At 59.4% G+C, this 24,543-nt stretch carries 26 protein-coding genes; 6 read left to right on the top strand and 20 right to left on the bottom strand.

From position 1 onward, the window contains the following. Window positions 1-8: 8 nt before the first annotated feature. From C5F52_RS10755 to C5F52_RS10735, 5 genes are read right to left on the bottom strand one after another with little or no spacing between them, the layout of a single operon-like run. Window positions 9-1,013, bottom strand: coding sequence for a Bug family tripartite tricarboxylate transporter substrate binding protein (locus tag C5F52_RS10755; protein WP_104798356.1), 1,005 nt, complete (start codon window positions 1,011-1,013; stop codon window positions 9-11). A 45-nt stretch (window positions 1,014-1,058) separates the two neighbouring features. Continuing rightward, window positions 1,059-2,795 (bottom strand): tannase/feruloyl esterase family alpha/beta hydrolase, encoded by a 1,737-nt coding sequence (locus tag C5F52_RS10750; protein WP_104798355.1) that lies wholly within the window; start codon window positions 2,793-2,795, stop codon window positions 1,059-1,061. A gap of 16 nt (window positions 2,796-2,811) precedes the next feature. Continuing rightward, on the bottom strand, window positions 2,812-3,597 hold the full coding sequence (locus C5F52_RS10745) for an SDR family NAD(P)-dependent oxidoreductase (RefSeq protein ID WP_104798354.1): 786 nt from the start codon (window positions 3,595-3,597) through the stop codon (window positions 2,812-2,814). A 38-nt stretch (window positions 3,598-3,635) separates the two neighbouring features. Next, window positions 3,636-5,489, bottom strand: coding sequence for a feruloyl-CoA synthase (locus tag C5F52_RS10740; RefSeq protein ID WP_104798353.1), 1,854 nt, complete (start codon window positions 5,487-5,489; stop codon window positions 3,636-3,638). Beyond that, window positions 5,486-6,262 carry a crotonase/enoyl-CoA hydratase family protein gene (locus tag C5F52_RS10735; RefSeq protein WP_104798352.1) on the bottom strand — a complete coding sequence of 259 codons (777 nt, stop codon included), beginning with the start codon at window positions 6,260-6,262 and terminating at the stop codon, window positions 5,486-5,488. The genes C5F52_RS10740 and C5F52_RS10735 overlap by 4 nt, the downstream gene beginning before the upstream one ends. 168 nt (window positions 6,263-6,430) lie before the next feature. Between C5F52_RS10735 and C5F52_RS10730 the strand changes: the two genes are divergently transcribed. The 3 genes from C5F52_RS10730 to arfB are packed head-to-tail and all read left to right on the top strand — an operon-like array spanning window position 6,431 to window position 8,663. Next, window positions 6,431-7,306: an amidohydrolase family protein gene (locus C5F52_RS10730; RefSeq protein ID WP_104798351.1), complete on the top strand. Its 876-nt coding sequence runs from the start codon at window positions 6,431-6,433 to the stop codon at window positions 7,304-7,306. 10 nt (window positions 7,307-7,316) lie between these two features. Beyond that, complete coding sequence (locus C5F52_RS10725) at window positions 7,317-8,267, top strand: AEC family transporter (RefSeq protein ID WP_104798350.1); 951 nt, start codon at window positions 7,317-7,319, stop codon at window positions 8,265-8,267. Further along, window positions 8,268-8,663: an alternative ribosome rescue aminoacyl-tRNA hydrolase ArfB gene (gene arfB, locus C5F52_RS10720; RefSeq protein ID WP_104798349.1), complete on the top strand. Its 396-nt coding sequence runs from the start codon at window positions 8,268-8,270 to the stop codon at window positions 8,661-8,663. A gap of 2 nt (window positions 8,664-8,665) precedes the next feature. On the opposite strand, the gene C5F52_RS10715 is transcribed toward arfB, so the two are convergent. Genes C5F52_RS10715 through C5F52_RS10705 form a run of 3 tightly spaced genes read right to left on the bottom strand, consistent with a single transcriptional unit; the run spans window position 8,666 to window position 11,434 of the window. After that, window positions 8,666-9,652, bottom strand: coding sequence for a tripartite tricarboxylate transporter substrate binding protein (locus C5F52_RS10715; protein WP_236657827.1), 987 nt, complete (start codon window positions 9,650-9,652; stop codon window positions 8,666-8,668). A 47-nt stretch (window positions 9,653-9,699) separates the two neighbouring features. Next, on the bottom strand, window positions 9,700-10,764 hold the full coding sequence (locus C5F52_RS10710) for an Ldh family oxidoreductase (RefSeq protein ID WP_104798348.1): 1,065 nt from the start codon (window positions 10,762-10,764) through the stop codon (window positions 9,700-9,702). Further along, window positions 10,757-11,434 (bottom strand): aspartate/glutamate racemase family protein, encoded by a 678-nt coding sequence (locus tag C5F52_RS10705; RefSeq protein ID WP_104798347.1) that lies wholly within the window; start codon window positions 11,432-11,434, stop codon window positions 10,757-10,759. Before C5F52_RS10705 ends, C5F52_RS10710 begins: the two co-directional genes overlap by 8 nt. Before the next feature lie 153 nt (window positions 11,435-11,587). On the opposite strand from C5F52_RS10705, the gene C5F52_RS10700 reads away from it, so the two are divergent. Both C5F52_RS10700 and C5F52_RS10695 read left to right on the top strand, forming a co-directional pair. After that, window positions 11,588-12,568 carry a tripartite tricarboxylate transporter substrate binding protein gene (locus C5F52_RS10700; protein WP_104798346.1) on the top strand — a complete coding sequence of 327 codons (981 nt, stop codon included), beginning with the start codon at window positions 11,588-11,590 and terminating at the stop codon, window positions 12,566-12,568. A gap of 11 nt (window positions 12,569-12,579) precedes the next feature. Next, entirely contained in the window at window positions 12,580-13,344 is a 765-nt protein-coding gene (locus C5F52_RS10695) for an SDR family NAD(P)-dependent oxidoreductase (RefSeq protein WP_104798345.1), read from the top strand. A gap of 21 nt (window positions 13,345-13,365) precedes the next feature. Here C5F52_RS10695 and C5F52_RS10690 read toward each other — a convergent pair whose 3' ends face one another. From C5F52_RS10690 to selD, 3 genes are read right to left on the bottom strand one after another with little or no spacing between them, the layout of a single operon-like run. Beyond that, window positions 13,366-13,704, bottom strand: a complete 339-nt coding sequence (locus C5F52_RS10690; protein WP_104798344.1) for a zinc ribbon domain-containing protein YjdM — start codon at window positions 13,702-13,704, stop codon at window positions 13,366-13,368. Window positions 13,705-13,756: 52 nt separating this feature from the next. Further along, entirely contained in the window at window positions 13,757-14,470 is a 714-nt protein-coding gene (locus C5F52_RS10685) for a YebC/PmpR family DNA-binding transcriptional regulator (RefSeq protein ID WP_104798343.1), read from the bottom strand. Between the two features lie 25 nt (window positions 14,471-14,495). Then, window positions 14,496-15,572 (bottom strand): selenide, water dikinase SelD, encoded by a 1,077-nt coding sequence (gene selD / locus C5F52_RS10680; protein WP_104798342.1) that lies wholly within the window; start codon window positions 15,570-15,572, stop codon window positions 14,496-14,498. Between the two features lie 132 nt (window positions 15,573-15,704). On the opposite strand from selD, the gene C5F52_RS10675 reads away from it, so the two are divergent. Further along, the gene (locus C5F52_RS10675; RefSeq protein WP_104798561.1) at window positions 15,705-16,022 is read left to right on the top strand and encodes an NIPSNAP family protein; all 318 of its coding nucleotides are present in this window, start codon (window positions 15,705-15,707) and stop codon (window positions 16,020-16,022) included. Window positions 16,023-16,028: 6 nt separating this feature from the next. Here C5F52_RS10675 and C5F52_RS10670 read toward each other — a convergent pair whose 3' ends face one another. The 9 genes from C5F52_RS10670 to C5F52_RS10630 form a co-directional block, all read right to left on the bottom strand. Continuing rightward, window positions 16,029-16,823, bottom strand: coding sequence for an SDR family oxidoreductase (locus C5F52_RS10670; protein ID WP_104798341.1), 795 nt, complete (start codon window positions 16,821-16,823; stop codon window positions 16,029-16,031). Window positions 16,824-16,849: 26 nt separating this feature from the next. Further along, window positions 16,850-17,839, bottom strand: a complete 990-nt coding sequence (locus C5F52_RS10665) for an NADPH:quinone reductase (protein ID WP_104798340.1) — start codon at window positions 17,837-17,839, stop codon at window positions 16,850-16,852. Next, window positions 17,836-18,444 carry a glutathione S-transferase gene (locus C5F52_RS10660; protein WP_104798339.1) on the bottom strand — a complete coding sequence of 203 codons (609 nt, stop codon included), beginning with the start codon at window positions 18,442-18,444 and terminating at the stop codon, window positions 17,836-17,838. Before C5F52_RS10660 ends, C5F52_RS10665 begins: the two co-directional genes overlap by 4 nt. Window positions 18,445-18,516: 72 nt before the next feature. Beyond that, complete coding sequence (locus C5F52_RS10655; protein ID WP_104798338.1) at window positions 18,517-19,854, bottom strand: MATE family efflux transporter; 1,338 nt, start codon at window positions 19,852-19,854, stop codon at window positions 18,517-18,519. After that, on the bottom strand, window positions 19,851-21,353 hold the full coding sequence (locus tag C5F52_RS10650) for a tripartite tricarboxylate transporter permease (RefSeq protein ID WP_104798337.1): 1,503 nt from the start codon (window positions 21,351-21,353) through the stop codon (window positions 19,851-19,853). The genes C5F52_RS10655 and C5F52_RS10650 overlap by 4 nt, the downstream gene beginning before the upstream one ends. Before the next feature lie 13 nt (window positions 21,354-21,366). Further along, window positions 21,367-21,840: a tripartite tricarboxylate transporter TctB family protein gene (locus C5F52_RS10645; RefSeq protein ID WP_104798336.1), complete on the bottom strand. Its 474-nt coding sequence runs from the start codon at window positions 21,838-21,840 to the stop codon at window positions 21,367-21,369. A gap of 7 nt (window positions 21,841-21,847) precedes the next feature. Continuing rightward, window positions 21,848-22,825, bottom strand: a complete 978-nt coding sequence (locus C5F52_RS10640) for a tripartite tricarboxylate transporter substrate binding protein (protein ID WP_369952020.1) — start codon at window positions 22,823-22,825, stop codon at window positions 21,848-21,850. Between the two features lie 152 nt (window positions 22,826-22,977). After that, on the bottom strand, window positions 22,978-23,886 hold the full coding sequence (locus C5F52_RS10635; protein WP_104798334.1) for a PfkB family carbohydrate kinase: 909 nt from the start codon (window positions 23,884-23,886) through the stop codon (window positions 22,978-22,980). A 12-nt stretch (window positions 23,887-23,898) separates the two neighbouring features. Next, window positions 23,899-24,540 carry a bifunctional 4-hydroxy-2-oxoglutarate aldolase/2-dehydro-3-deoxy-phosphogluconate aldolase gene (locus C5F52_RS10630; protein WP_236657826.1) on the bottom strand — a complete coding sequence of 214 codons (642 nt, stop codon included), beginning with the start codon at window positions 24,538-24,540 and terminating at the stop codon, window positions 23,899-23,901. Window positions 24,541-24,543: the final 3 nt, after the last annotated feature.

Here is a 24,543-nt window from a genome sequence, read left to right as displayed (position 1 = left end):
AAGGTCGATCAGGATTCAGCCGTGAAGCCGATGCGTTTGACGATGGGGCCCCAATGGTCGTATTGCTTCTTCATGTCGCGCGCCATGTCTTCGGGTGAGCCGCCCACGGGCACCATGCCAGACAAGGCCAAGCTGTCGATCACCACTTTGTCTTTGATGGCCACGTTGATGGCCGCGTTGGCCGCTGCGATCACGTTGGCGGGTGTCTTGGCGGGGGCGTAGAAGCCGAACCACTCTTCGACGATCAAGTCTGGGAAGCCTTGTTCAGCGAAGGTCGCTACTTCAGGCACAAACGGTGAACGGGTGCGGCCCGATGTGGCGATGATGCGCAGCTTGCCCGCTTTGTGGTTGGCGATGAAGTCGCCGTGGGGCGTGATCATGGAGGCCAATTGACCGCCAATCACGTCGGCAATGCCAGGCACCGAGCCACGGTAAGGGATGTGCTTGAGGTCTACGTTGTTGTTCAGGCCGAGCAAGGCGCCCAAGAAGTGAGGGGTTGAGCCGGCAGCGGGTGAGCCGTAGCTGGCGTCGTTGGGGTTGGCTTTGGCCCAAGCCAAGTAGTCTTTCACGTTTTTCACGCTGGCGGGCACCATGGGGCCCACAGCCAAACCGTGCGACAACATGGAGCCCATGGCCACAGGCACGATGTCTTTGAACGGGTCGTAGCTCAGCTTGCTGTAAATGTGCGGGTAAATCGCAGTCATCGAGTAGGGCGTCAACAACAGCACGGAGCCGTCAGCGGGCGCGGCTTTTACCGTTTCCACGGCGATGCGGCCTGCGGCGCCAGTTTTGTTTTCCACCACGGCACCGTTCTTGGTGTAGCTGCTGTTGCCCAGTTTGTCGCCGATGCGGCGGCTGGTCACGTCGGCGCTGCCACCTGCGGGGAAACCGTTGACGATTTTGACCAATTCAAGTGGCAAGGCACCGCTTTGCGCGAAGGCGCTGAAGGGGGCAAGGGCACCCAGTGCCACAGGGGCGAGGGCGGTTTGGATAAATTGACGGCGATTGCTCATGGTTTGTCTCCTGTTAAAAATTGTGAAATGAAACGGTTGAAAAAATCAGCGACACGCAAAGTTCGAGGCATCTTCGATCGAGCCTGAGCCGTTGTAGCGTGCAGTGGTGGGGTACGCGCACAAAGGGCGTGAGCGGTTGGGAGCCCATGTGTTGGGCAGTTCGGGGTTGCCTGCGGCGGCGTGGCGAACGCTGGCCGTCGGGGCTTGCGGGGCAATGCCTTGTTCCACCCATTTGACCAAGGGGGTCAGCAGATCAAATTGGTCGGTGGCCGCGCCGCCGCTGCAATGGAGCATGCCGGGGACGGGGAAGTAGCGCGCAAAGTCAGCCGCTTTGCCGTCTTGCGCTTGGTTGACGCGCAACCACCATTGGCGCGAGTCGTCGGCCGAGAAAATCGGGTCGCTCACGCCGTGGTAGACCATCATCTTCGCGCCGCGTTCGCGCAGCGATGCGAGGTTGGTTGGGTGGTTGTGGCCGGGCGGCGTCATCAGGCTCATGCCCGATTCGGTGTACGTGGCGTTGGTCGCAGCAAACAGCGCTGGACGTGCGTTGATGTCGATCTTCAGTGGGTCCACGCGATCGGGTGGGCTGCTGAAAACGGCCCCCACGGCCAGCGGGTCGAGCGCCAAAGCATTGACAAATTTCCACATCGCCCAGTTGCTGCCTGCGACGCCTGTGTCGTAGGGAAAGCTGGCGTAAATGGGCTGACCGTCAGCGGTGTTGCCACCGGCAAATACACGGGCCACCACTTGTTTTTGTTCGGCGGTCAAGCAGCTGCCATCGCGTGCGGCGGTGCAGGTTTTGACGTCGCGCTGCAAGTTAAAGCTGCTTTGGCAGGCTTGTGTGTTTTGCACCAAACCGTCTTGCGCGCCGTCGAGGGCATCGCACACCTCCAAGATGCGGCGGCCCACCATTTGACGCTCGGGCACCGTGAACGCGGTTTCCAAGTTGACCAAGCTGGCGTTGGGGTTCATGGGGTGTTTGACGGTGGCGCCGGGTGTGGCCAGCGTCTGCCATTGCTGCGCGCCCCAAAGCTGTGCCAAGGCGGCGTTGGGCAGGCGGTAGCCAGGGGCACCGGCCAAGTAGCCGTCGTATTGGTCACCCAAACGAGAGGCCGCCACCAAGGTGTGCCGCCCGCCGTTGGAGCAACCGCCAATGTAGGAGCGGTCGGGGGCTTTGCCATACGCGGTTTGAATCAGCGCTTTGGCCATGGGTGTGAGGCTGGCGACGGCTTGGTAGCCGTAGTCGAGCCGTGCTTGAGGCTCCATGCCAAAGAACGGCGTTTGGGGCCCAGTGTGACCAGCGTCCGAGCTGATGACGGCAAAGCCTTGCATCAGCGCGCCCGTGATGGGGCCGCCACCTAATGCGCCCAAAGCGGGTTGCACAGAGCCGTCGAGGCCACCGTTGCCTTGGTAATAAAAGCGGCCGTTCCACTGTTGAGGCAAACGCATTTCGAAGCCAATGGCGTAGTCGCGGCCATCGCTGCCTTTGCGTTTGTTCATCTGCCCAGTCACGCGGCAGTGTTCGGGCAGCGGTTGGTCGCCTTGCTTCATGGCACCGGCTGCCACACGCGCGCTGCTGTCGATGTGGGTGCGGGCAAAGTTGAATTGCTGGGGCAAGGCATCGCAGTTTTGCAGGCTGGCACCGACGGCAGGCGTGAGTTGCTGGACGGGGCTGGTGGCTTGCCAAGGTAAACCGCTACAACCCGCGATCAGCGTGGCACCCAAGGTGCAGGCCAAGGCGGTGGTGATGGGGCTGGCGTGAGGGACTGAGGTCTGTGTCATGTCTGGCCTTTTACGTTTAACGAGGAGCCATGCGCAACGCACCATCCAAGCGAATGACTTCGCCGTTCAAGTGGTTGTTGGTGACGATGTGGCAGGCCAGTTCAGCAAATTCTTCAGGCTTGCCCAAACGTGAGGGGAACGGAATAGACGCGGCCAAGGACTGCTGCACGGGCTCAGGCAGTGTGCGCATCAAGGGCGTGGCAAATAGGCCCGGCGCCACGGTGCACACGCGAATGCCGTGTTGCGCCAAATCGCGGGCCATGGGCAGCGTCATGCTGACCAAGCCGCCTTTGGATGCGCTGTAAGCCTGTTGACCCACTTGGCCATCAAAGGCGGCGACCGAGGCGGTGAACATCATCACGCCGCGCGCGCCGTCTTCGCCCGCCGGCAGTTTGGCGCATTCGGCGGCAAACAAGCGGCTGATGTTGTAGGCCCCAATCAGGTTGACGTTGACCACGCGGGCGAAGTCTTCCAAGGGGGCGGCGTTGCCGTCTTTGCCGACCACGCGTTTGGCGGTGCCGATGCCGGCAATGTTCATCAAAATGCGGGCGGGGCCCAAGGTGGCGTGGGCGGCATTCAGGGCGGCTTGCACGCTGTCGGTGTTGGTGATGTCGCACGCGCAGGCCACGGCCGTGCCTGCACCATGTTGCGCGTTGAGGCTGTCGGCCACGGTTTGGGCCAAGGCCGCGTTCACGTCGAGCACGGCCACTTTGGCGCCTAAACGCGCCAGTTCGCGTGCGGTGGCTTCACCGAGGCCTGAGGCCGCGCCGGTGACGAGGGCGGTTTGTCCTTGAATTTGCATGTGTGTGTCCTAGAAGGGGTGAGTTCAGCGTGTTGAGTTCAGTGCGGCAGCAAGGTGTGGGGCGCTTGGCCGTCGTGCAGGGCTTGCACCAGCGCATCGCGGTGTTTGAGCACGGCGCGTTGGTTGATGGAGCCTTTATCCGTCACTTCGCCTTTGTCGATCGAAGGCGGCTCGCTCAACAACACGGCGCGTGCAATGCGCGAGGCGCTGCCTGTGGCCGTTTCACTCAAATGGTTGAGCACGGTTTGGAAATGCGCCACCACTTGGGCGCTGGCCAACACCTCGGCCAGCGAGGCTTCGGGGCCTAAGCCACTCAAGCCACGCACGGCAGCGGTTGGGAAAATCAAGGCGCCCACTTCTTTGCGGTTCAAGCCCGTGATGACCACGTCTTGGATGTACGGCGCGCCTGCCGCAATGATCTTGCCGCGCAAGGGGCCCACGCTGACAAAGGTGCCCGTGGCGAGTTTGAAGTCTTCGGCAATGCGGCCGTCGAATTTCAGGCCTTGGTGCACATCGGTTTCGTCGATCCATTTCACGGCGTCGCCGGTGCAGAAGAAGCCTTCTTCGTCAAACGCTTCTTGGGTTTCTTCGGGCGCTCGCCAGTAGCCGGGGGTGATGTTGGGGCCTTTGTAGCGCACCTCCACCTTGTCGCTGTTGGGCACGAGTTTGAGCTCCATGCCGGGGGTGGGCACGCCTAAGTCACCCGCTTTCACGTTGGGGCTGGTGACGAAGATGGCGAAGGGGCCCGACTCGGTCATGCCAAGGCCGGTGCTCATCACGATGCGTTCGCCCACTTCGCGTTCTTGGCTCTCAAATAGGCTGTCCCAAATGGGTTGGGCCAAGGCCGCACCGGCGTAGAAGAACATGCGCACGCGTTTGAGCAAGCTGGCGCGCAAGGCGTCGTCGGTCTTCATGGCGTTGGCAATGGCTTCAAAGCCGGTGGGTACGTTGAAGTACACGGTGGGCGAGATTTCGCGCAAGTTGCGCAGCGTCTCGGCCATCAAGGCCGGCGTGGGCTTGCCGTCGTCGATGTAGAGCGTGCCGCCGTTGTAAACGGTCAAACCAAAGTTGTGGTTGCCACCAAAGGTGTGGTTCCACGGCAGCCAGTCCACCAGCACGGGTGGGGCGTCGGCCAGCACGGGCATGGACTGCGCCATTTGCTGCTGGTTGGCGCACCACATGCGTTGCGTGTTGATGACGGCCTTGGGCATTTTGGTGGAGCCCGAGGTGAACAAAAACTTGGCGATGGTGTCGGGGCCGGTGGTAGCCATGGCTGCATCCACGGCGGGCGTGGCTTCGGTGGCGGCCAAATCGTCAAACATCGTCACGGCGCGGCCGTCGAGGTGGCCTTCGTGCAACACCACTTCTACATCGGAACCCACGGCGGTTTGGATGGCTTTGCCGTAACGCGCCGCGTCTGACGCGAACACCAAGCCCGGTGTGAGCGTGGTCAAGATGTGGCGCAGCTTGTCGTAGTCTTGGCTGATGGTGGAATAGGCCGGCGATGCGGGGCAATAAGGCACGCCCGCGTAAATGCAGCCCAGCGCCAACAGCGCGTGTTCCAAGCTGTTTTCAGACAGGATGACCACAGGGCGCTCGGCGTTCAAACCACGGTTGAGCAAGCCTTGGCCAATGCTGCGCGCGGTTTGCAGCGCCTCGGCGTAGCTGACGTGACGCCAGTCACCGGTGCTGCCATCGGCTTGTTTTTGACGGCGTGCAAACAAGGTGCGGGTGGGGGCCTCTTGGCTCCAATGCACCAAGCGGTCGGTCAAGCGGTGCGCGTAGGGGGCGATCTCTTGGTCAGCAGCCATGTAACGGATGCCTTGCTGGCCCTCGCGCATGGTGACGCGGGTGACCCCAAAGGTCATGTCGCGGAATTTGGGGGCGCTCATGCTTGCTGCACCTTGGCTGCACGACCCTCCAAGAAGTCACGCACGCGTTGTTTGGCTTCGGGCGCCGATTGGGCGATGGCCGAAATCATGGATTCGGTGATGAAGCCCTGGTCCGCAGGCTGCTCGGCAATGCGGGGCAGCACGTTGATGAGGGCGTAATTGGTCAGCGGGGCGTTGTTGCCAATGCGCTTGGCCAGTTCCATGGCTTTGGCAAACGAGGTGCCTTTGGGCTCCAAGTACTGGGCCAAACCCACGCGCTCGCCTTCGGCAGCGTTGTAGACGCGGCCGGTCAACATCATGTCGGTCATGCGGGCCACGCCGATCAAGCGGGGGATGCGCACCGAGCCGCCGCCGCCCACAAAAATACCGCGTGTGCCTTCAGGCAGCGCGTAAAACGTGCTCTCGTCCGCCACGCGGATGTGGCAGGCGCTGGCCAACTCCAAACCGCCACCCACCACAGCGCCGTGCAAGGCCGCCACCACAGGCACGGGGCCGTATTGCACACGCTCTAAGGCGTGGTGCCACGAACGGGAGTGGTGCATGCCTTGGCCGGCATCGCGTTCTTGCAAGTCGCTGAGGTCGAGGCCTGCGCAGAAGTGGTCACCGTCACCGGCGATCACGGCGGCTTTGGCGGTTGCGGGCAGGTTCTCGAAGATGTGGCGCAGCGAGGCGATCAACTTGTCGTTCAACGCGTTGCGCTTGGTGGGGCGGGTCAAGCGCACCACGGCAACGGTGTCTTGCATTTCAAAGTGGATGTCTGGGTTGGAGTTCATGGTGAGGGCCTGTGTGTCGCGTTCGGGTTTGTGTCAGCTTGCTTTTGTTTTGTGGTTGAATTATGGTTATGTAAGATAACTAAATAATCCGGACTTACCCTAGTTCAGAATGTTTTAACGTCAGCCCCTCAACCCACCTTTAGCACCCACCCCCAAGGAGACAAGCCCATGGATTACAAAAACCTCATTGCCATCGACATTCACACCCACGCCGAGGTGAGTTGCCGCAACCCGTTTGACAGCTACGGCGAAGAGTACGACCGCGCCGCTGACAAATATTTCGGCTCCAGCTTGCGTCCCACCATCGACGAAACGGTGGCGTATTACCGCGAAAAGAAAATCGGTTTGGTCATGTTCACCGTCGACAGCGAATCGCAACTGGGCCGCCGCCGCATCCCCAACGAAGAGATCGCCGACGCTGCCAAAAAGAACAGCGACATGATGATTGCCTTCGCCAGCATCGACCCGCACAAGGGCAAGATGGGCGCGCGCGAGGCCGAGCGTTTGATCACAGAAGACGGCATCAAAGGCTTCAAATTTCACCCTACCGTGCAGGGCTACCACCCCTACGACAAGATGGCTTGGCCCCTGTACGAGGTGATCAACCACTACAAATTGCCCGCCATTTTTCACACCGGCCACAGCGGCATTGGCAGCGGCATGCGCTGCGGTGGCGGCCTGCGTTTGGCCTACAGCAACCCCATGCATTTGGACGACGTGGCGATTGACTGGCCTGACATGCAAATCGTCATGGCCCACCCCAGCTTCCCTTGGCAAGACGAGGCCTTGAGTGTGGCCACGCACAAACCCAATGTGTGGATTGACCTGTCGGGCTGGAGCCCCAAGTACTTTCCGAAACAGTTGGTGCAATACGCCAACACACTGCTCAAAGACCGCGTGTTGTTCGGCAGCGATTACCCCCTGATCACGCCCGAGCGCTGGATGAAAGACTTTGAAGTCGCCGGTTTCAAACCCGAAGTGATGCCTGGCATCTTGAAAGACAACGCGGTGCGTTTGCTGGGCTTGGACAAGACGGCCGTTTAAGCTCGTTCGAATGCTCAACATCCTCACCATCACCGGCCCGATTTATCTGTCGATTGGCATGGGCTTTGCCGCTACGCAACGCGGCATGTTCAGCAAGGCAGACGGTCAGGTGATGGGGCGCTTTGTGTTGAATTTTGGCCTGCCCGCCATGTTGTTCAACGCCTTGGCCAACCGCAATTTTTCAGACGTGTTGCACCCCAAGTATTTGCTCGCCTACGGCTTGGGATCGTTGTTGTCGTTTGCCTGTGGCTTGATGTTGTGGCGCAAGTTCCGTCACAAAGGCTTGACCGAAAGCGGCTTGGTGGCCATGGGTTTCAGCTCGTCCAACAGCGGCTACGTGGGCTACCCCATCTTGTTGCAAGTGTTGGGGCCGGCTGCGGGTGTGGCCTTAGCTTTGACGGTGCTAATTGAAAACTTACTGATCATTCCTTTGGCCCTAGCCATTGCTGACAGCGGCGAGTCCGAGCACGCCTCCTGGCAGCAAACCGTCAAAGAGAGTTTGTGGCGCATGTGCAAGCTGCCCATGATGTGGGGCATCGTGCTGGGCTTTTGCTTTTCGTTGTTTGACTTAGAGCTGTCCCCCGTGCTCGCCAAAACCACCAATATGTTTGCCGCCGCGTGCGCGGCTTTGGCCTTGTTTGTCAATGGCGGCACTTTGGTAGGCATGCGCATGGAAGGCTTGTTGCGCCAAGTGCGTTGGATTGCCTTGGGCAAACTGGTGCTGCACCCCTTGATGGTCGGTTTGATGCTGTGGGTGGTGGGGCCCATGGAGTCGTCGCTGCAGGTGTCGGCTATTTTGTTGGCCGCCATGCCCATGCTCGGCATTTACCCGCTGCTGGCGCAACGCCACGGGCTGGCGGGGTTTTGCGCCTCTGCCTTGTTGGTCACTACCGTCGCGTCGTTTTTCACCATCAGCCTCATTTTGTGGGGTATGAGTTTTGTGCCGGGTTGGCATATTTAAATTTTGATAGACATCCAAGAATCCGAAATCGAAGTCACCGCCGTCCGCGCCCAAGGGGCGGGCGGGCAAAACGTGAACAAGGTGTCCAGCGCCATTCACTTGCGCTTCGATATTTGGGCCTCTTCACTGCCTGACGATGTGAAAGAGCGCTTACTGTGTTTGCGGGACAACCGCATCACCCGCGATGGTGTGGTGGTGATCAAGTCGCAAGAGCATCGCAGCCAAGACATGAACCGCATTGAGGCTTTTGCGCGTTTGTTGGAGTTGGTGCAAAGCGTCGAGCACGCCCCCAAAACCCGCCGCGCCACCAAGCCCACTTACGCCTCTAAGAAGCGGCGTTTAGAGGGTAAAAAGAAGGTGTCCGAGATCAAGTCCAGCCGCAGCAAGGTGCTTTAGGCTCACTCCACGCTGATGTTGGCTTGCTTGATCAACGCTTCGTAGCGTGCCAGTTGCGCCCGCAGTGCCGCCGCCAATTCCTCGGGGCTGGTGCCGCGTGGGGTGAGGCCTAGGCCCATGAGTTGCTCGCGCACGGCGGCGTCGCCCAGTGCTTTGCTCACCTCTTGGTGCAATTGCTTGACGATGGGCTTGGGCGTGTGGGCGGGGGCCAACAAGGCGAACCATGAGTTGAACTCAAAGCCGCTCAGGCCTGACTCGCCCACGGTGAGCACCTCAGGGAACTGCGCCAAGCGCTTGGGCGTGGTCACCGCAATCAAACGCAACTTGCCTGCTTTTACCAACGCGCTGACGGTGGCAATGCCTTGAAACGCTACGTCGACTTCTTTGCCCGCCACACCCACCGCCGCTTGCGTGGCGCCTTTGTAGGGCACATGGGTGAGTTGCACGCCCGCTTGCGAGGCAAACAAAGCCATAGCCATGTGTTGCGGGCTGCCGTTGCCGCCCGAGCCGTAGTTAACCTTGCCCGGTGCTTGGCGCGCGGCGGCGATCAAATCGGCGGCTGTTTTGAGGGGCGAGTCAGCGGGCACGACCAAGCCCCATTCGACAGTGGCGACCAAGGAGATGGGCTCGAAGTCGCGCAGGATGTCCCAAGGCATCTTGCTTTGCAGATTGGGCAGCATGGTCATGATGCTGTCGTTGAAGCCGCCCAGCGTGTAGCCATCGGCAGGCGATTTGGCCACGCGATCCGCGCCAATCAAGCCCGCTGCACCGGCTTGGTTGTCAATGGCAATGCCTTGGCCCAAGCTGAGGGCCATTTTTTGCATCACGATGCGTGCGGCGTTGTCGACGGCGCTGCCTGCGGCCAAGGGCACGATGAGTTTGATGGGTTTGTTCGGGTAAGCCTGCTGCGCCCAAGCAGGGGCAGTGCCCAAGCTGGCCAGCGTGGCCAAACCCATCACGCCGTGTTGTAGGGCTTGTCGTCTTTGCATGGCTAAAACTCCTGCGTTATCAGCGCGATATGAGCGCGTTATAAAAATCAAGTGGGCGTGTCGCTCAAGCGCGGCACGTTCAAGCGGTCAGCCACTTGGTTGAGTTGCTCGGTCAAGGCGTGCGCGATGGGAATGCCCTGCGTGGTGTAGGCCACGCGCTTGGCTTCGCTTTGCTCGCCGGGCAGCCAAATGCGGTCCACACCGGGCATGCGCTCGCTGGCACGCAACTCACGCACCAAGGTGTCCACACGCGCTTTGAATTCGCCAATGTCGCCAAACGCTGAGGGGTCGATGACGGCGATGGCTTGGCCGGTGTTGGTCACGCTGGTGTCGTCTTTGTTGAAGTCGATCACGGCTTTGCCCATGGCGGCACCGTTGAGCGTGCCGGCCAGCAAGCCCACGATGAGCGACAGGCCATAGCCCTTGTAGCCGCCGATGGGCATCAAGAAGCCTTCTTCGCTGCGCTTGGGGTCGAGCAGGGGTTGGCCTTGGCGGTCGATCATCCAGCCCTCGGGCATCATTTCGCCGCGTTGGGCCTTGGCTTTGACCTTGCCGTAAGCGGCCACGGTGGTGGCCATGTCGAGCACGATGGGCGTTTCGTCTTGGGTCGGAATGGCCACCGCAATCGGGTTGGTGGACAGCAGCATGTCCAGCCCACCCCACGGTGGCAAGTGGTTGGCGTTGCCCACCGCAAAGTACAGGCCAATCATGTCGTGTGCCAAGGGCATGCGTGCGTACAAAGACGCCGGGCCGGCGTGGTTGCTGAATTGGCTGCCCACCCACGCGATGCCACAGCGACGGGCTTTCTCAATCGCCATGTCGGCCGCGCGTTGCATCACCAAGTGGCCCATGCCGTTGTCGCCGTCGAGCAAGGCGGTGGCGAGGCGTTCTTCTTTGACGCGGATGGTGGGCGTGGTGTTCACACCCCCCGCCAAGATGCGGCGCGCGTATTGCGGAATGCGAATGACGCCGTGGCCGTCCGAGCCTTGCAAGTCGGCTTGAGCCATCAGCCGGGCGACGGTGGCGGCGTCCTCGGATGGCAGGCCCAAGGCCAGCATGGTCTGGCAGATGAAGTGGTTCAGTTGGTCAAAGGTGACGTGGGTGTCAGACATGGTGCATGCGTTTCATGAGGGCCAAGACGGCGCAATCGGGGCTGGACAGCACAGGTGCAGTGCTGTGCTGTTGGGCGAGGGGTTGGGCGGCGGCCATCGAGAACTGAGCGAGCATCACCACGTCGCAGGGCGGCAGCTGGGGCACAGCCGCTGCAATTTTTTGGTGGTGCATGTCAGCGCGGCCTTCGGCCAAATCTTGCATGGCTTCGGGCACAAAGCCGGTGGCCAGCTCGATGGCGATGTCACGTGATTGGGCCAAGGCCATTAGCTCTTGCGACATTGCCTCAATGGAGGCAGCGAAGGTGGCCAGCAAGCCAATGCGCAGCACGCGGCCCGGTTGCGCCATGGCCAGGGCGTCTTCAAACATGGCTTCGTTGGGTTTGAGGGTGGGCAAGCCTGTTGCTTGTGCGGTCCGTTCAATGGCGGGGCCAAAGGCCGAGCAGGTGAACAAAATGCCTTGTGCGCCTGCGCGCTGGGTGTAGAGCGCCAAATCGACAAAGCGTTGCACCATGGCCTCGGTGAGTTCGCCTGCGCTGGCGCGGTCGCGTGACAGCGTGTCGTCGAGCAGGTGTTGGCAGTGCGCGCTGGGCCAGTGTCGGGCGAAGGCTTCGGTGATGGGCGTCATGGCCAAGGCCGTGGCGTGGATGAGGGCGATGCGCGGTGGTGTCATGTTGCGATTCACTGTAAACCCGCGCTGCATGCGGCTGCCTTGAGGTTTGTCCTAGTGTGTGACTGTCGCCTAGCAGACGCACGAAGCCAAAGCAGGCTCCCCATAATGAATCTAAGGCCCAAAAGGGTCTGTCATTCAGAAAAAGGACACATCATGCAAACTGTGAATTTCGCCAAACGCGCCGCACTGGCCTTGCTGTTGACATTGCCTGCGTGGGCCCAAGCGCAATCCCCCGCGTGGCCCAGCAAGCCGATCAAGTGGATCGTTCCCTACACACCGGGCGGCATCACCGACAACGCCACACGCATGGTGGTGCAAAAGGTGCAAGAGCAAACGGGCTGGACCATCGTGATCGAAAACAAACCGGGCGCTAACTCGATGCTGGGGGCTGACCTTGCCGCACGTTCAGCGCCAGACGGTCACACGTTCTTGACGGTGATTGGCGCACATGCCGCCAACGCCACCCTGTATGCAGGGCGAATGCCCTATGACCCCGTGAAAAGCTTTGCACCCGTCTCGTTGGTCGGCATTGCACCGCTGGTGATGACGGTCAGCAACAACTTGCCCGTGAAAGATGTGAAAGAACTCATCGCCTACTCCAAGGCCAACCCAGGCAAGGTCGCCTTTGGCTCCTCAGGCGTGGGTGCTGCTGCGCATTTGACACAAGAGTTGTTCAAGCAAGCCTCCGGCGCCGACATGGTGCATGTGCCCTACAAAGGCACAGCACCCGCATTGGCCGATTTGATGGGGGGTAATTTGCAAGTCTTGACCGACACAGCCAGCGCCATGATGCCCCATGTGCGCAGCGGCAAGATCAAACCTTTGGCGGTGTTTTCCAACAAGCGCGTGCCGGGTGCGACCGAGGTGCCCACCATTGCTGAAGCTGGCGGCCCAGCCATCGAAGGTTCGACGTGGGTGTTGTTTTTAGCGCCTAGCGCCACGTCCAAAGACATCGTGAATCGTATGTCTGCCGAAACCGCCAAGGCCATTAACTCGCCCGAGTTGCGTGCCAAATTTGAGGCCTTGGGCATTGAGTCGGTTGGCAGTAGTCCTGAGCAAGCGGGTAAGTTCTTGGACGAAGAAATCGTCAAATGGGCCAAGGTGATCAACGCCGCTGGCGTGAAGGCCGATTGAGGAATGGCACGATGAATTTGTTTAACTTAGAAGGCCAAGTGGCCATCATCACGGGCTCGTCACGCGGCATTGGCCGCGCCATTGCCGAGCGCATGGCGGAGCACGGCGCGCGCGTGGTCATTTCGTCACGCAAGGCTGACGCCTGTGCCGAGGTGGTAGACGCCATCAACGCCAAACATGGCGCTGGGCGTGCCATTGCCGTGGCGGCCAACATTTCGTCCAAAGAGGATTTAGAGCATTTGGTGGCTGAAACCAACCGCCAGTTTGGACGCATTGACGTGCTGGTGTGTAACGCCGCGAGCAACCCGTATTACGGGCCGCAAGCGGGCATTGCCGATGCGCAGTTCCGCAAAATTTTGGACAACAACATCGTGGCCAACCATTGGCTCATCGCGCTGGTGGCACCGCAGATGACGGCTCAAAAATCGGGCTCCATCATCATCGTGTCGTCGATTGGCGGCTTGCGTGGCTCGCCGGTGATTGGCGCGTATTGCATCAGCAAGGCCGCCGACATGCAGCTGGCGCGCAACTTGGCGGTGGAGTACGGCCCGCACAACGTGCGTGTGAATTGCATCGCCCCAGGTTTGATCAAAACCGACTTTGCCCGCGCGCTGTGGGAAGACGAGGCCATGCTGACCGAGCGCATGCGGACCACGCCACTGCGCCGCATTGGTGAGCCCGATGAGATTGCGGGCACTGCCGTGTTTTTGGCGTCGCAAGCGGGCTCTTACGTCACCGGCCAAAGCATCGTGGTGGATGGCGGGGTGACAATTTAAAGTGGGTCAAAAAAGGGGTTGTTAGGCCTTGCGCAAGAAGCAGGCTTTGAGCATGAAGTTGCCTGCATCCATCTTGCAGTCCACTTCATGGTCGCCGCCCACCAAGCGGATGCTCTTGACCTTGGTGCCCATCTTGAGTGTGGTGGATGAGCCTTTGACTTTGAGGTCTTTGATTAACACCACGGCGTCACCGGTTTGCAGCACCGTGCCGTTGGCGTCTTTGACCACGGCCTCATCGTCGTCTTCAGCAGCGGTTGCCACTTGGGGCCATTCGTGGCCGCAGTCCGCGCAAACGAAGTTGGTGCCATCTTCGTAGGTGTTTTCTTGGGCACATTGAGGGCAAGCTGGAATTTGAGACATAGGCTATACGTTGATTTAAAAAATAGGGCGCGTTTGCAGGCGTGAGGGCGTGTTAGCCCGCCAAGCCCACGTAAACATGTTGCACATCGTCGTTGGCGTCGATGGCGGCTAAAAAGGTTTCAACTTCTTCCAGGTCGGCCGCGCTCAAAGTGGCAGGGTCGATGGGGTTTTTAGGTTTGTAGCCCAGCTTGGCCGACAGCACGGTAAAGCCATGCTCAGGCAAGGCTTTGCTGACCACATCGAGGTCGGCGGGGTCGGTCAAAAACAAGGTCACGCCTTCTTCTTCGCCCGCTTCAAAATCTTGCGCACCGGCTTCAATGGCGGCCAACTCAGGGTCAGCACCTGCGTTGGCCGGTTCGGCTTCCACCATGCCGACATGGTCAAAGTCCCACGACACAGAGCCCGAGGTGCCCAGCTGGCCTTTGCGAAACAGCACGCGCATTTCAGGCGCGGTGCGGTTCACGTTGTCGGTCAAACACTCGACCATCACGGCCACGCGATGCGGGGCAAAGCCTTCGTAAATGACGTGTTCAAAGTTCACGGTTTCGCCGGTCAGGCCTGCGCCTTTTTTGATCGCGCGGTCCAGCGTGTCTTTGGGCATCGAGACTTTGCGCGCTTGTTCAATCACCAAGCGCAGCCGCGCGTTGGCGGCGGGGTCGGCACCGTTGCGTGCCGCAATCATGATGTCTTTCGACAGTTTGCCGAAGACACGGCCTTTGGCGTTAGCCGCCAAATCTTTGTGTTTGGCTTTCCATTGAGCGCCCATGGGTGTATTCCTTTAAGTCGAGTGTTCAGTTCACGCGGAGTTGAATGCCGTCTGCGCGAGCGGCTGTGATTTCGCCAATGTCTGTGGCTGCGTCAAAGCCGTGTTGTTTGAACACGGCGAGCACTTCATGCACAGATTCAGGCGCGCAGGCCACCAACAAACCACCGCTGGTTTGGGGGTCGGTGAGCAAGGCTTGGTCGATGGCGTGCAAGTCTGGGCTGAGTTCAATGTCTTTGCCATACGCCGCCCAATTGCGCGCCGAGGCACCGGTGATCATGCCCACGCGGGCCAGTTCACGCACGCTGGCGAGCAGGGGAATGCGGGCCATGTCGAGTTCGATGGTGGTTTTGGAGCCGCGCGCCATCTCTAACGCGTGACCGGCCAAACCAAAGCCGGTCACATCCGTCATGGCATGTACGCCGGGCAGGGCCGAGAGGGCGGCGCCGGGGGTGTTGAGTTGGGTGGTGTTGGCAATCATCTGTGCGTAGCCTTGCGCATCCAGCCCGTTTTTCTTCAAAGCGGCAGACATCACGCCCACGCCCAGCGGTTTGCCCAAGATCAGGCGGTCGCCCACGCGGGCATCGGCATTGCGTTTAACGCGCTTGGGGTGGATCAAGCCCATCACCACCAAGCCGTAAATGGGTTCGACTGAGTCGATGGTGTGGCCGCCTGCAATGGGAATGCCCGCTTCGCGGCAAATGCTTTGTCCGCCATCCAAAATTTTGCCAATCGTCTCAGACGACAAGACATGGATGGGCATGCCCACCAGCGCCAAGGCCATGATGGGTGTGCCGCCCATGGCATACACATCGCTGATGGCGTTGGTGGCGGCAATGCGGCCAAAGTCGAAGGGGTCATCGACGATGGGCATGAAGAAATCGGTGGTGGCAATCAGCGCCTGCTCGTCGTTGAGTTGGTAGACCGCCGCATCGTCGGCCGTCTCAATGCCCACCAGCAGTTCTTTGGGGATGGGCATGGCACTCGTGCCCTTCAAGATCTCGCTCAACACGCCTGGCGCAATCTTGCAGCCGCAACCGCCGCCATGTGACAGGCTGGTGAGACGGGGTTCTTGGGGGGCGTGTGTGGGGGGGAGGGTGTTCATGGCGGGGTTTTGTATCTGGGCGGGTTAGCCCCTATTTTGCCAGCAGCGATGTCCGACTTGCGACAACGCAATGGCATGCAGCGTGCGATCCTCATTTGCACAAGTTTTTTGTTCAACACAAGGAGTTACGGCATGGCTATTTATGAATTGCGCACTTACACCGCCATCGTGGGCAAGCTGGCGGAGGTGGTGGAGCTTTACAAAACACAAGGTTGGCCGGCGTTGCAAAAGCACCCGCAAAAGTTGGTGGGCTACTTCACCGGCGACATCGGCGCGGTGAACCAACTGATCCATGTGTGGAAGTTTGACGACGATGCCGACCGCCGCGCGTTTTGGGCGGGCGTGTTCAACGACCCCGAATTCATGGCCTTTGCCAAGCAAACACGTCCGTTGTTGCTGTCGCAAGAAAACAAGCTCATGCTGAATGCGCCTTGGGGCCCACAGCCTTAATCGCGCTTAAACCACCATCGGGTTCATGCCGCCATCCATCGTCAAGCTGATGCCTGTGATGTAGCTGGCCCGTGCGGAGGCCAAAAACACCACGGCATTGGCGATCTCGATGGGGTCGGCCATGCGCCCCAAAGGGATGCGTGCACTCGCGCGCGTCATGGCTTCTTGCTCGGTGATGCCATTGGCGCGGGCATCTGCGGCAAAGCCCTCTTTGAGCCGGTCAGTGACCGTCAAACCCGGGTTGACGGCGTTCACACGGATGTTTTTGCCTGCATAGGCGTTGGCCATGCCTGCCGTGGCCAGCATCAAGGCGGCATTGGCGGCACCGCCTGGCATGTGAATGGCGCTGGGCACTTTGCCACCCGCACCAATCACGTTGACCACCACGCCCGCGCCACGTTCGCCCATTCGTTGGATGGTCGGGTTGATCATGTGGATGTACGAAAAGTACTTGGCCTGCATGGCGTCATGCCAATCTTGCGGCGTGAGTTCGGCAGCCGGTGTGCGTTTGGCCGCGCCGGCTGAATTGACCAACACATCGACGGGGCCCAGCGTGGTTTCGGCTTCATCCAGCACCCAAGTTCCTGATTCAGCCAAGCGTAAATCTGCTGCGATGGTATGCACGTGCGCGCTCGCATGACGGGCTAAAAGATAGGCTTTGCCATTTTGCAAATTGCTCAAGTCACGCGAGACCAAAGTAACGCGCGCGCCTTCTTGCAAAAAAACGTCAGCGCAGGCCAAGCCAATGCCTTTGCTGCCGCCGGTGATGAGGATGTGTTTGTGGGCGAGTTGCAGGTCCATGAGGGGGTTCGCTTAAAGAATGTTGATCACGCAATATCGATCACAACTTGACCGATGGTTTGACCCGCTTCCACGCATTCGTGCGCTTGCACCGTTTGCGACAAGCTGAAGCGCTGGCCGATGGTGTGGCGCAATTGCTGGCGCTCCAGCATGTCGCTCAAACGCGCAATGCAGCGGTCGCGGTCGCTGGGCAGTAAGTCGTAGACCAAGAAAAACTTCAAGTTGATCGAGCCCCACAACAAGGGCCGGAAGGTGACGGGAATGACCGCGTTGTTAGAGCCGTAACACACCACCGTGCCATGCGCTTTCAAGGCACCTTGGGCGATATAGTCGGTGGTGGTGGAGAAGTCCATGTCGATGATGCAGTCCACACCTCGCCCTTGCGTGAGGGCTTGAATCCGCTGCGGCACCGACTCGGTTTTGTAAAAAATGACATCACGCACACCCGCTGCTTGCGCATGCAAGGCTTTGGTCTGCGAACCGACGGTACCGATGACATGCGCACCGGCGAGTGTGGCCATTTGCGCAATGTAGTGACCCACGGCCGAGGAGGCCCCAGTGACCAGCACGGTTTTGCCCTTCAAGTCATCCGTCAGATCGCCCGCCAACAAGACGGCCTGCATGGCGGTCAGTCCGGGAATGCCCATGCATGCACCTGCTGCGTCGTCGATGTGATCGGACAGGCGAACGGCTTGCGCCTCTGGCACGGTGATGTACTCACAGGCCGTGCCCCATGGGCGCTGCCATTGGCCATTCCACAACCAAACGCGTTGGCCCAAGCGCTCAGGCGAGACGCCGTCGCCCACGGCATCAATCACGCCTGCGCCATCGCTGTGCGGAATGATTTCAGGGTCTTGCACAGGCCGTGCTTTGCGCGACTTCACATCGGACGGGTTGACGCCCGAGGTGTGCAGCTTGACCCGCACTTCACCCGCTTTCGGCTCGGGCGTTGGCAATTCGCCAAACACCAAAACATCGCGCGCTTCGCCGTTTTGGGTGTACCAAACGGCTTTCATGGCATGGCCCAAGTCTGTGTCATGGAGGTCCGCGTCATCAGCGATTGAGCGCTCTTGGCCACGGTGGGGTAGTTCTCACGCCACGCCAAGTCTGGGTAACGCAAATCCAAATACCAAAGCGCGCAGCCGATGGTCAGCAAGCCCAAATGAAAGGTGCGTTCAAACACGTCTGGGTGGTGTTCTAAGTAAGCCAGCGAGGTGCGAATGGCATCCAACTTGCCCTCGACCCATTCGGGCCAGCGCAAGGCCTCGGGGCGCACGGCTGTTTCGTAGCGTGCCAGCAAAGCGGCATCCAAGATGCCATCGCCCAACGCTTGCAGGGTTTGCGCTTCCCAACGCTCAGGGCCGTTGGCGGGCAACAAGTTGCCGTGGCCGATGGCGTTGAGGTATTCGCAAATCACACGGCTGTCGTAAAGCGCATGGCCGTCGTTGGTCAACAGGGTGGGCACTTTGCCCAGCGGGTTGTTGGCCACGATGGCGGCATCGCGGTTGACGGGGTGTGCGCTGGCGGGCAAGAACTCAATCTGGTCGACCAAGTTGAGCTCAAACGCTGTGACCATGCATTTGCGAACGTAGGGAGAGGTGGGGGAAAAATAAAGTTTCATGGTGATGAAGTATGGGGTGAGCGCGCAGGCAGAGCTGTCGCTCGTTCGACGCGTGAGAATGAGTCAGACATGTCAGGCTTCTTTCCAGGACACCAGGTAGACGCCCAATCCTGTGGCCACGCCATACGCCAGCATGGCCAAACCGATGAGGGCGAACATGTCTTGCACCGGCGCACCTTGCGCGACCAACATGAACCCGCCCACCGTGACCAGCACCAAACGCAGCGTGCCCGCTAACACGGGGCCCATGAGCTTGCCCGCGCCTTGCGAGGCAAAGTACAGGCACAAGCCAAAACCAAAAAATCCATAGCAAGGACCTGCCCAAGCGAAATAGCTGTTGGCGTTGGCCAAAACGGTCGTGTTGGTGGTGAACAAGCTTGACCAAGCGTTGGGGAACACGGTCACTATGGCGCCAATCACCCCCACGATCACGGCCGAAAGCCCTGCGCCCATCCACGCCACATGCCGCGCACGCGTGACCTGCCCAGCACCTAAAGCCATGCCGACCATGGGCACGCACGCCACACCGATGGCAAAGGTGATGGGGATCAACAAGAACTCCAAACGTGTACCGATGCCGTACCCTGCCAACGCCTCCGCGCCAAAGCCCGACACGATTTTGGTGAGAATCAAAATGGTCAGCACGGTTTGCAGCGAGGAGATGCTGGCGACCGCGCCTACTTTCAGAATGTCTTTGAAAAAGCGAGGGTTCAGCGCGCTGGAAAACTGCAAGCGCACGCGACTCTGGTCGGAGCGCAGATAGCGGTACAACGACACCGCACCTAAGCTGAACGCGATCACCTGACCGGCCGCCACCCCGCCAATGCCCAGTCTTGGAATGGGCCCCCAGCCCAAGCCCAAGACCCCGCCCAAAATGACTTGCCCTGCAGCCACCCACATCAAGGTGACCGAGGGCGTTTTCATATTGCCCGAGCCACGAATGGCAGAGGCAAAAGCATTGGTGAGCCAAATGCTGATGGCGCCTGTGAAGGCCACATTTGCATAGATCACGGCTTGCTCCAGCGCTTCAGCGGTGCCACCCACCAGCGCAAAGATGTCGCGGCCCCAGATCAAAAACAAGGCGCTGAACAACAGGCCTAGCCCCAAGCTGATCAGCGTGGCATGCCACACCAAGGCGTTGGCCTTGTGTGCATCGCCAGCGCCAATCGCTCGACTGATGGCCGATGAAATACCGCCACCCATCGAACCCGCCGAGAGCATCTGTTGCAGCATGATCATTGGAAACACCAAGGCGATGCCTGCCAATTGAACGGTGCCCAATTGCCCGATGTAGGCTGTTTCAGCAATGCTGACCAAGGCCGTCGCCACCATGGCGATCATGTTGGGTAGGCTAAGTCTCCAAATGGTTGGAAAGATCGGGGCGTTGAGAAGCGGGTTGAGTGAGGTCATGCCATCTTTGGTGTGCGGATTTTTTGAAATAGCCACGTGAACACGGGCCACAGCAAAATCACGAAGGTACTCGCCGCCAACCACATGGCGATAGGGCGGGTGAAGAACACCAGCGGATCGCCATCGGACTTGATCATGGAGGTGACAAAATTTTCTTCCATCATGGTGCCCAGCACGACGCCCAAGATCGCGGGCGCGACAGGGAAACCGTTTTCCTCCAGCAGGAACGACACCAAGCCAAAAAACAAAATCAAGGTGACGCCCCAGACGGAGTTGTTGATGGAGAAAGAGCCCACGATACAGAACAACAAAATAATGGGCATCAAGATGTTGCGCGGCACTTTCAAGATCTTGGTGGCCACGCGAACCGTCAGCCAACCCAGCGGCACCATGATGATGTTGGCCAAAATGAAGACCAAGAAAATGGCGTAGATGTTTTCGGGGTTGTTCACGAAAATCATCGGCCCTGGGTTCATGTTTTTCAAATACAAAACCCCAATCGCAATGGCGGTGATGGAGTCGCCAGGGATGCCAAATACGATGGCTGGAATCCAAGCCCCTGCAAGAGACGAGTTGTTGGCTGCGCCAGATTCCACAATGCCTTCGACGTGACCCGTGCCAAACTTCTCAGGCTCTTTGGAGAATTTTTTGCTCATGGCATAACTGAGCCAAGAAGCCATATCGGCCCCCGACCCGGGTTGAATGCCAATGATGGTGCCCAAGGCACTGCCACGCACCAAAGGCCAGCGGTATTTTTTTAACATGCCCCACATGCCTGAAAAAATGTTGCCAATCTTCTCCGTTGCGATGATGGGGGTTGGATCGGTGTTGGTGATGTAGCGCAGCAACTCCGACACGGCGAACATGCCCACCATCATGGGAATCAGCTCCACCCCACTCATGAGCTCGTTCATGCCAAATGTGAAGCGCGGTAGGGCCGCAGGGTTTTCTAAACCGATGCACGCAATCAGCAAACCTAACAGCAAAGAAATGCAGGCTTTCAAGACGCTGGTGTTGCCAATGAAGACGGCACCGGCGAGGCCCAAAACCACCAGCCAGAAGTACTCAAAGGAAGAGAACTTCAACGCAATTTCAGCCAAGCCCGGTGAGAACATCACCATGACCAAGGTGCCAAACAAGCCACCAATGGCAGAAAACACCAAGCCCGCGCCCAAAGCGATTTCGGCTTGGCCTTTGAGGGTCATTTGATACGCCTCATCGGTGTAAGCCGCTGAAGCCGGTGTGCCGGGTATTCGCAACAGGGCACCTGGAATATCGCCCGAAAAAATAGCCATGGCGGTGGCCGTCACGATGGCGGCGATGGCGGGAACGGGCGGCATGAAGAAGGTGATGGGTACCAAGAGTGCGGTGGCCATCGTGGCGCTCAAGCCGGGAATGCATCCGACAAACAGACCAAACATGGCCGAGCACAAAATCACCAACAAAACGTAAGGGTCAAACACCAGCCAAAAGGCTTGAAGCAGCACAGCAGTGGTCATGGGGCGTCCTTATTTACCATTGGAAGGGGGTTAGCACGCCCCACGGCAAAGGAACGCGAAGTCCCTTGTAAAAGATGGTGTGGATCACCAACGCGACCATCGCTGCAATAGGCAATATCAACTTCGCACGTACTTCTAAAGCCCAAAACATCAACGACACGATGGCGGTTGCGCAGATCAAAAATCCCAAACGATCCGAGAAGTAGATGTAAAAAAGCAGGCAGGACAGGGTGATCAAAAAGTTTCGCAAATGAAACCAAGATTTCACCCAGCCACCCACTTCGATCCACGCCTCGTGCTGCTTGGCTTTTAAACCTTTGATGATCAAGAGCACCGCACACAGAGCGAGCAACACGGCCAGCAATCCAGGGAAGGCCCCGGGGCCAATGTTTTGTCCTGGAATGACAGGATAGTGTTGAACGGTTTGCAAGATGGACAGCGCCAATGCCAACAGCGCTGCCCCCATGATCGTGTCGTTGAATTTCATACGTGGCTTACTTCGCCAAGCCCAAAGACTTCATCACAACGCCCATGTCGGCATCGCCCTTGGCCATGAACTGCTCAAAGCCTTTGCTGTCGGCATAAATCGTTCCGAAGCCGCGTTGTTGCATGAAGCCTTGAAACTCTTGGCCGTCATAAATTTTCTTGAGGGCCGCGCCCAATTTGGCTTGAATGTCTGCGGGTATGCCTTTAGGTGCCGCCAATCCGCGCCAAGCACCAATCGCCCAGTTGCTGCCAGCGGCAGATTTCAAAATTGGCACGTTGGGATACAGGGCCGATGGTTGCGCGGCCATCAAGGCTAGAGGTCGTGCTTTGCCTGCATCGATCAGGGCCCGCGCTTCAGGCAGTGAGCAGGTCACAAACTCAATGCCGCCCGCTGCCAAATCGTTCATGGCCGGTGCTGCTCCGTTGGAGGGCACCCAAGGCACGGCTGTGGTGGGGATTTTCATGTCGTTGAGCATGCCTGCTAAGGCCAAGTGCCAAATGCCGCCTTGACCCGTGCCCGAGGCTTTGAACTTGCCTGGGTTGGCCTTGATGGCGGTGACCAAGTCGCCCAAATTTTTGTAAGGCGCATCAGCGCGCACGGTGACGCCTGCGGGATCGATGTTCATCAAGGCGAGGGGGGTGTAGTCCGCCGGTGAGAGCTGCGTCAGGCCAGCCCAGTGCATCATCGAAATTTCGACGGTGATCATGCCGATGGTGTAGCCATCGGCGGGCGCTGTGGCGATCGCGGAATGTCCCACCACGCCGTTGCCGCCGGTGCGGTTGACCACGTTCACCGGTTGTCCCATTTCTTTTTCAAGCAGCGCAGCCACGATGCGTGCCGTGGCGTCGGTGCCACCGCCTGCGCCCCAAGGCACGATCATGGTCAAAGGGCGGCTTGGATAGCTTTGTGCGATGGCAGTACCGCACAAGGACAGGGCGGCTGCAGCGCAGGCCAATGACGTCATCAGGGTTCGGCGAATCATCATGCATGTCTCCTTGGATTGTTCGAGGGGTGAGAGGCTGCTGCAAAGGGAGCAGCACCTGATGGCATTTAAATTCGGCCGTGGCCGAAACGTTGGTAATGCGTGCGACATTTGCGAATCGGGAATACCCGTGGCGCCTATTGACAGCTGAAAAATTACGAGGTTTGTTCCAGTGCCTGCAGCACTTCCGCGCGGCTGGGGCAGCCCAAGCGACCGCCGAAGCGTGTGCATTTCAACGATGCAGCGGTGCAGGCGAAGCGGGCTGCCGAGGCCGTGTCTTGCCCTTCCAGCATGGCCAATGCGAAGGCACCATGAAACACATCGCCAGCAGCCAAGGTGTCCACCACGTCAACGCGCGGCGCTGGCACATGCGCGATTTGACCGTTTTCGACCCAGTAATACCCGTCTTCTCCGCAGCTCGCACCGACGTGACGGCTGTGTTGTTGTGCCACGGTGAGTAAGGCCTCTTGGACGTTGTGAAGGCCGGTATAAGCCAACAGGCCGGCATCTGAGAACACGGCGTAATCTGCCAGCGGCATCAAACGTTGCAGCACCGCTTGCGGTGCGACATCGCCGTCCACCATGGTGAGCACACCTTTTTCATGTGCGGCGCTTAGCGCGGTTTCGGCACCTTCGGGCCAGCGTACATCGCAATGCAAAAGGTCGACGTTCGACAAATCTTGTAACGGCAGCCAATTTGGCGACGTGTCCACTTGTGGGTCATGAAAGGGCACCACCAAGCGCTGTCCTTGTGCGTCCACGATCACGCTGGCGTGCGATGACTGCGTGCCTTTGACCGTGAACAGTCCGCTTGGATCAATACCTTCGGCGGCGAGGGCGCGTCGCATGGCGTGTGCGTCTGGGTCATCGCCCACGCGCGCCCACACCTGCGCTTGTCCGCCTAGTTTTTGAAAGGCACAGGCGGCAGAGATGGCCATGCCATCGACCACGGTGCAACGCTGTGTGGCCAAAACTTTGGCAGGCGGGCGTGGAATCTCCGGTACCCGAAAAATCGCCGTGGTGCAGATGGCACCCAGAGCCAGCATGCGTTTGGGGGGCGCCATGTTGCGTATGCCTCAGTGTGTTTGAAAACGACTGGCAAGTTGCGCCAAAGCCGTGATGCCCGCCCAGTCGCGGTCATTCAACAAATCGCTGGGCACGATCCAAGAGCCACCGACTGTGCAACAGTTGGGCAAGGCCAAATAATCGGGAATGTGGGGCGGACGTATGCCGCCAGTGGGGCAAAACAGCACGTCCGGAAACACTTGACTCATGTCCTTTAACCAAGCAGCACCCACGGGGCCTTGTGCCGGGAAGTACTTGAGTTCTTTCAACCCAAAGGCGCGTGCTTGCATGACTTCGCTGGCCGTCGCCACACCCGGTAAGAACGCCATGCGGTGCGCTTGAATGGCTTGCGCGAGCTCGTGGGTGAGTCCCGGCGAGACCCCAAATTGAGCGCCCGCTTGATGCGCGCGAACCACGTCTTCGGGTGTCATCAAGGTGCCCATGCCGATGTCTGCTTCCGGCGTCGCTTCCCGCATGGCTTGCACGGCGGCCACAGCTTGCGGTGTTCGCATCACGACTTCAAACACATGGATGCCGCCTTTGACCAAGGCTTGTGCCAAGTCTCCCGCCGTGCTGGCGTCATGGAGGGTCAAGATCGGCATCACCGGTGTGCGTGCCAAGATGGCGCGCATCGTGCGTGGGGATGTGGGCATGAG

The sequence above is a fragment of the Limnohabitans sp. TS-CS-82 genome, from assembly GCF_002943475.1.
This window is presented reverse-complemented; position numbering and strand designations above follow the sequence as displayed.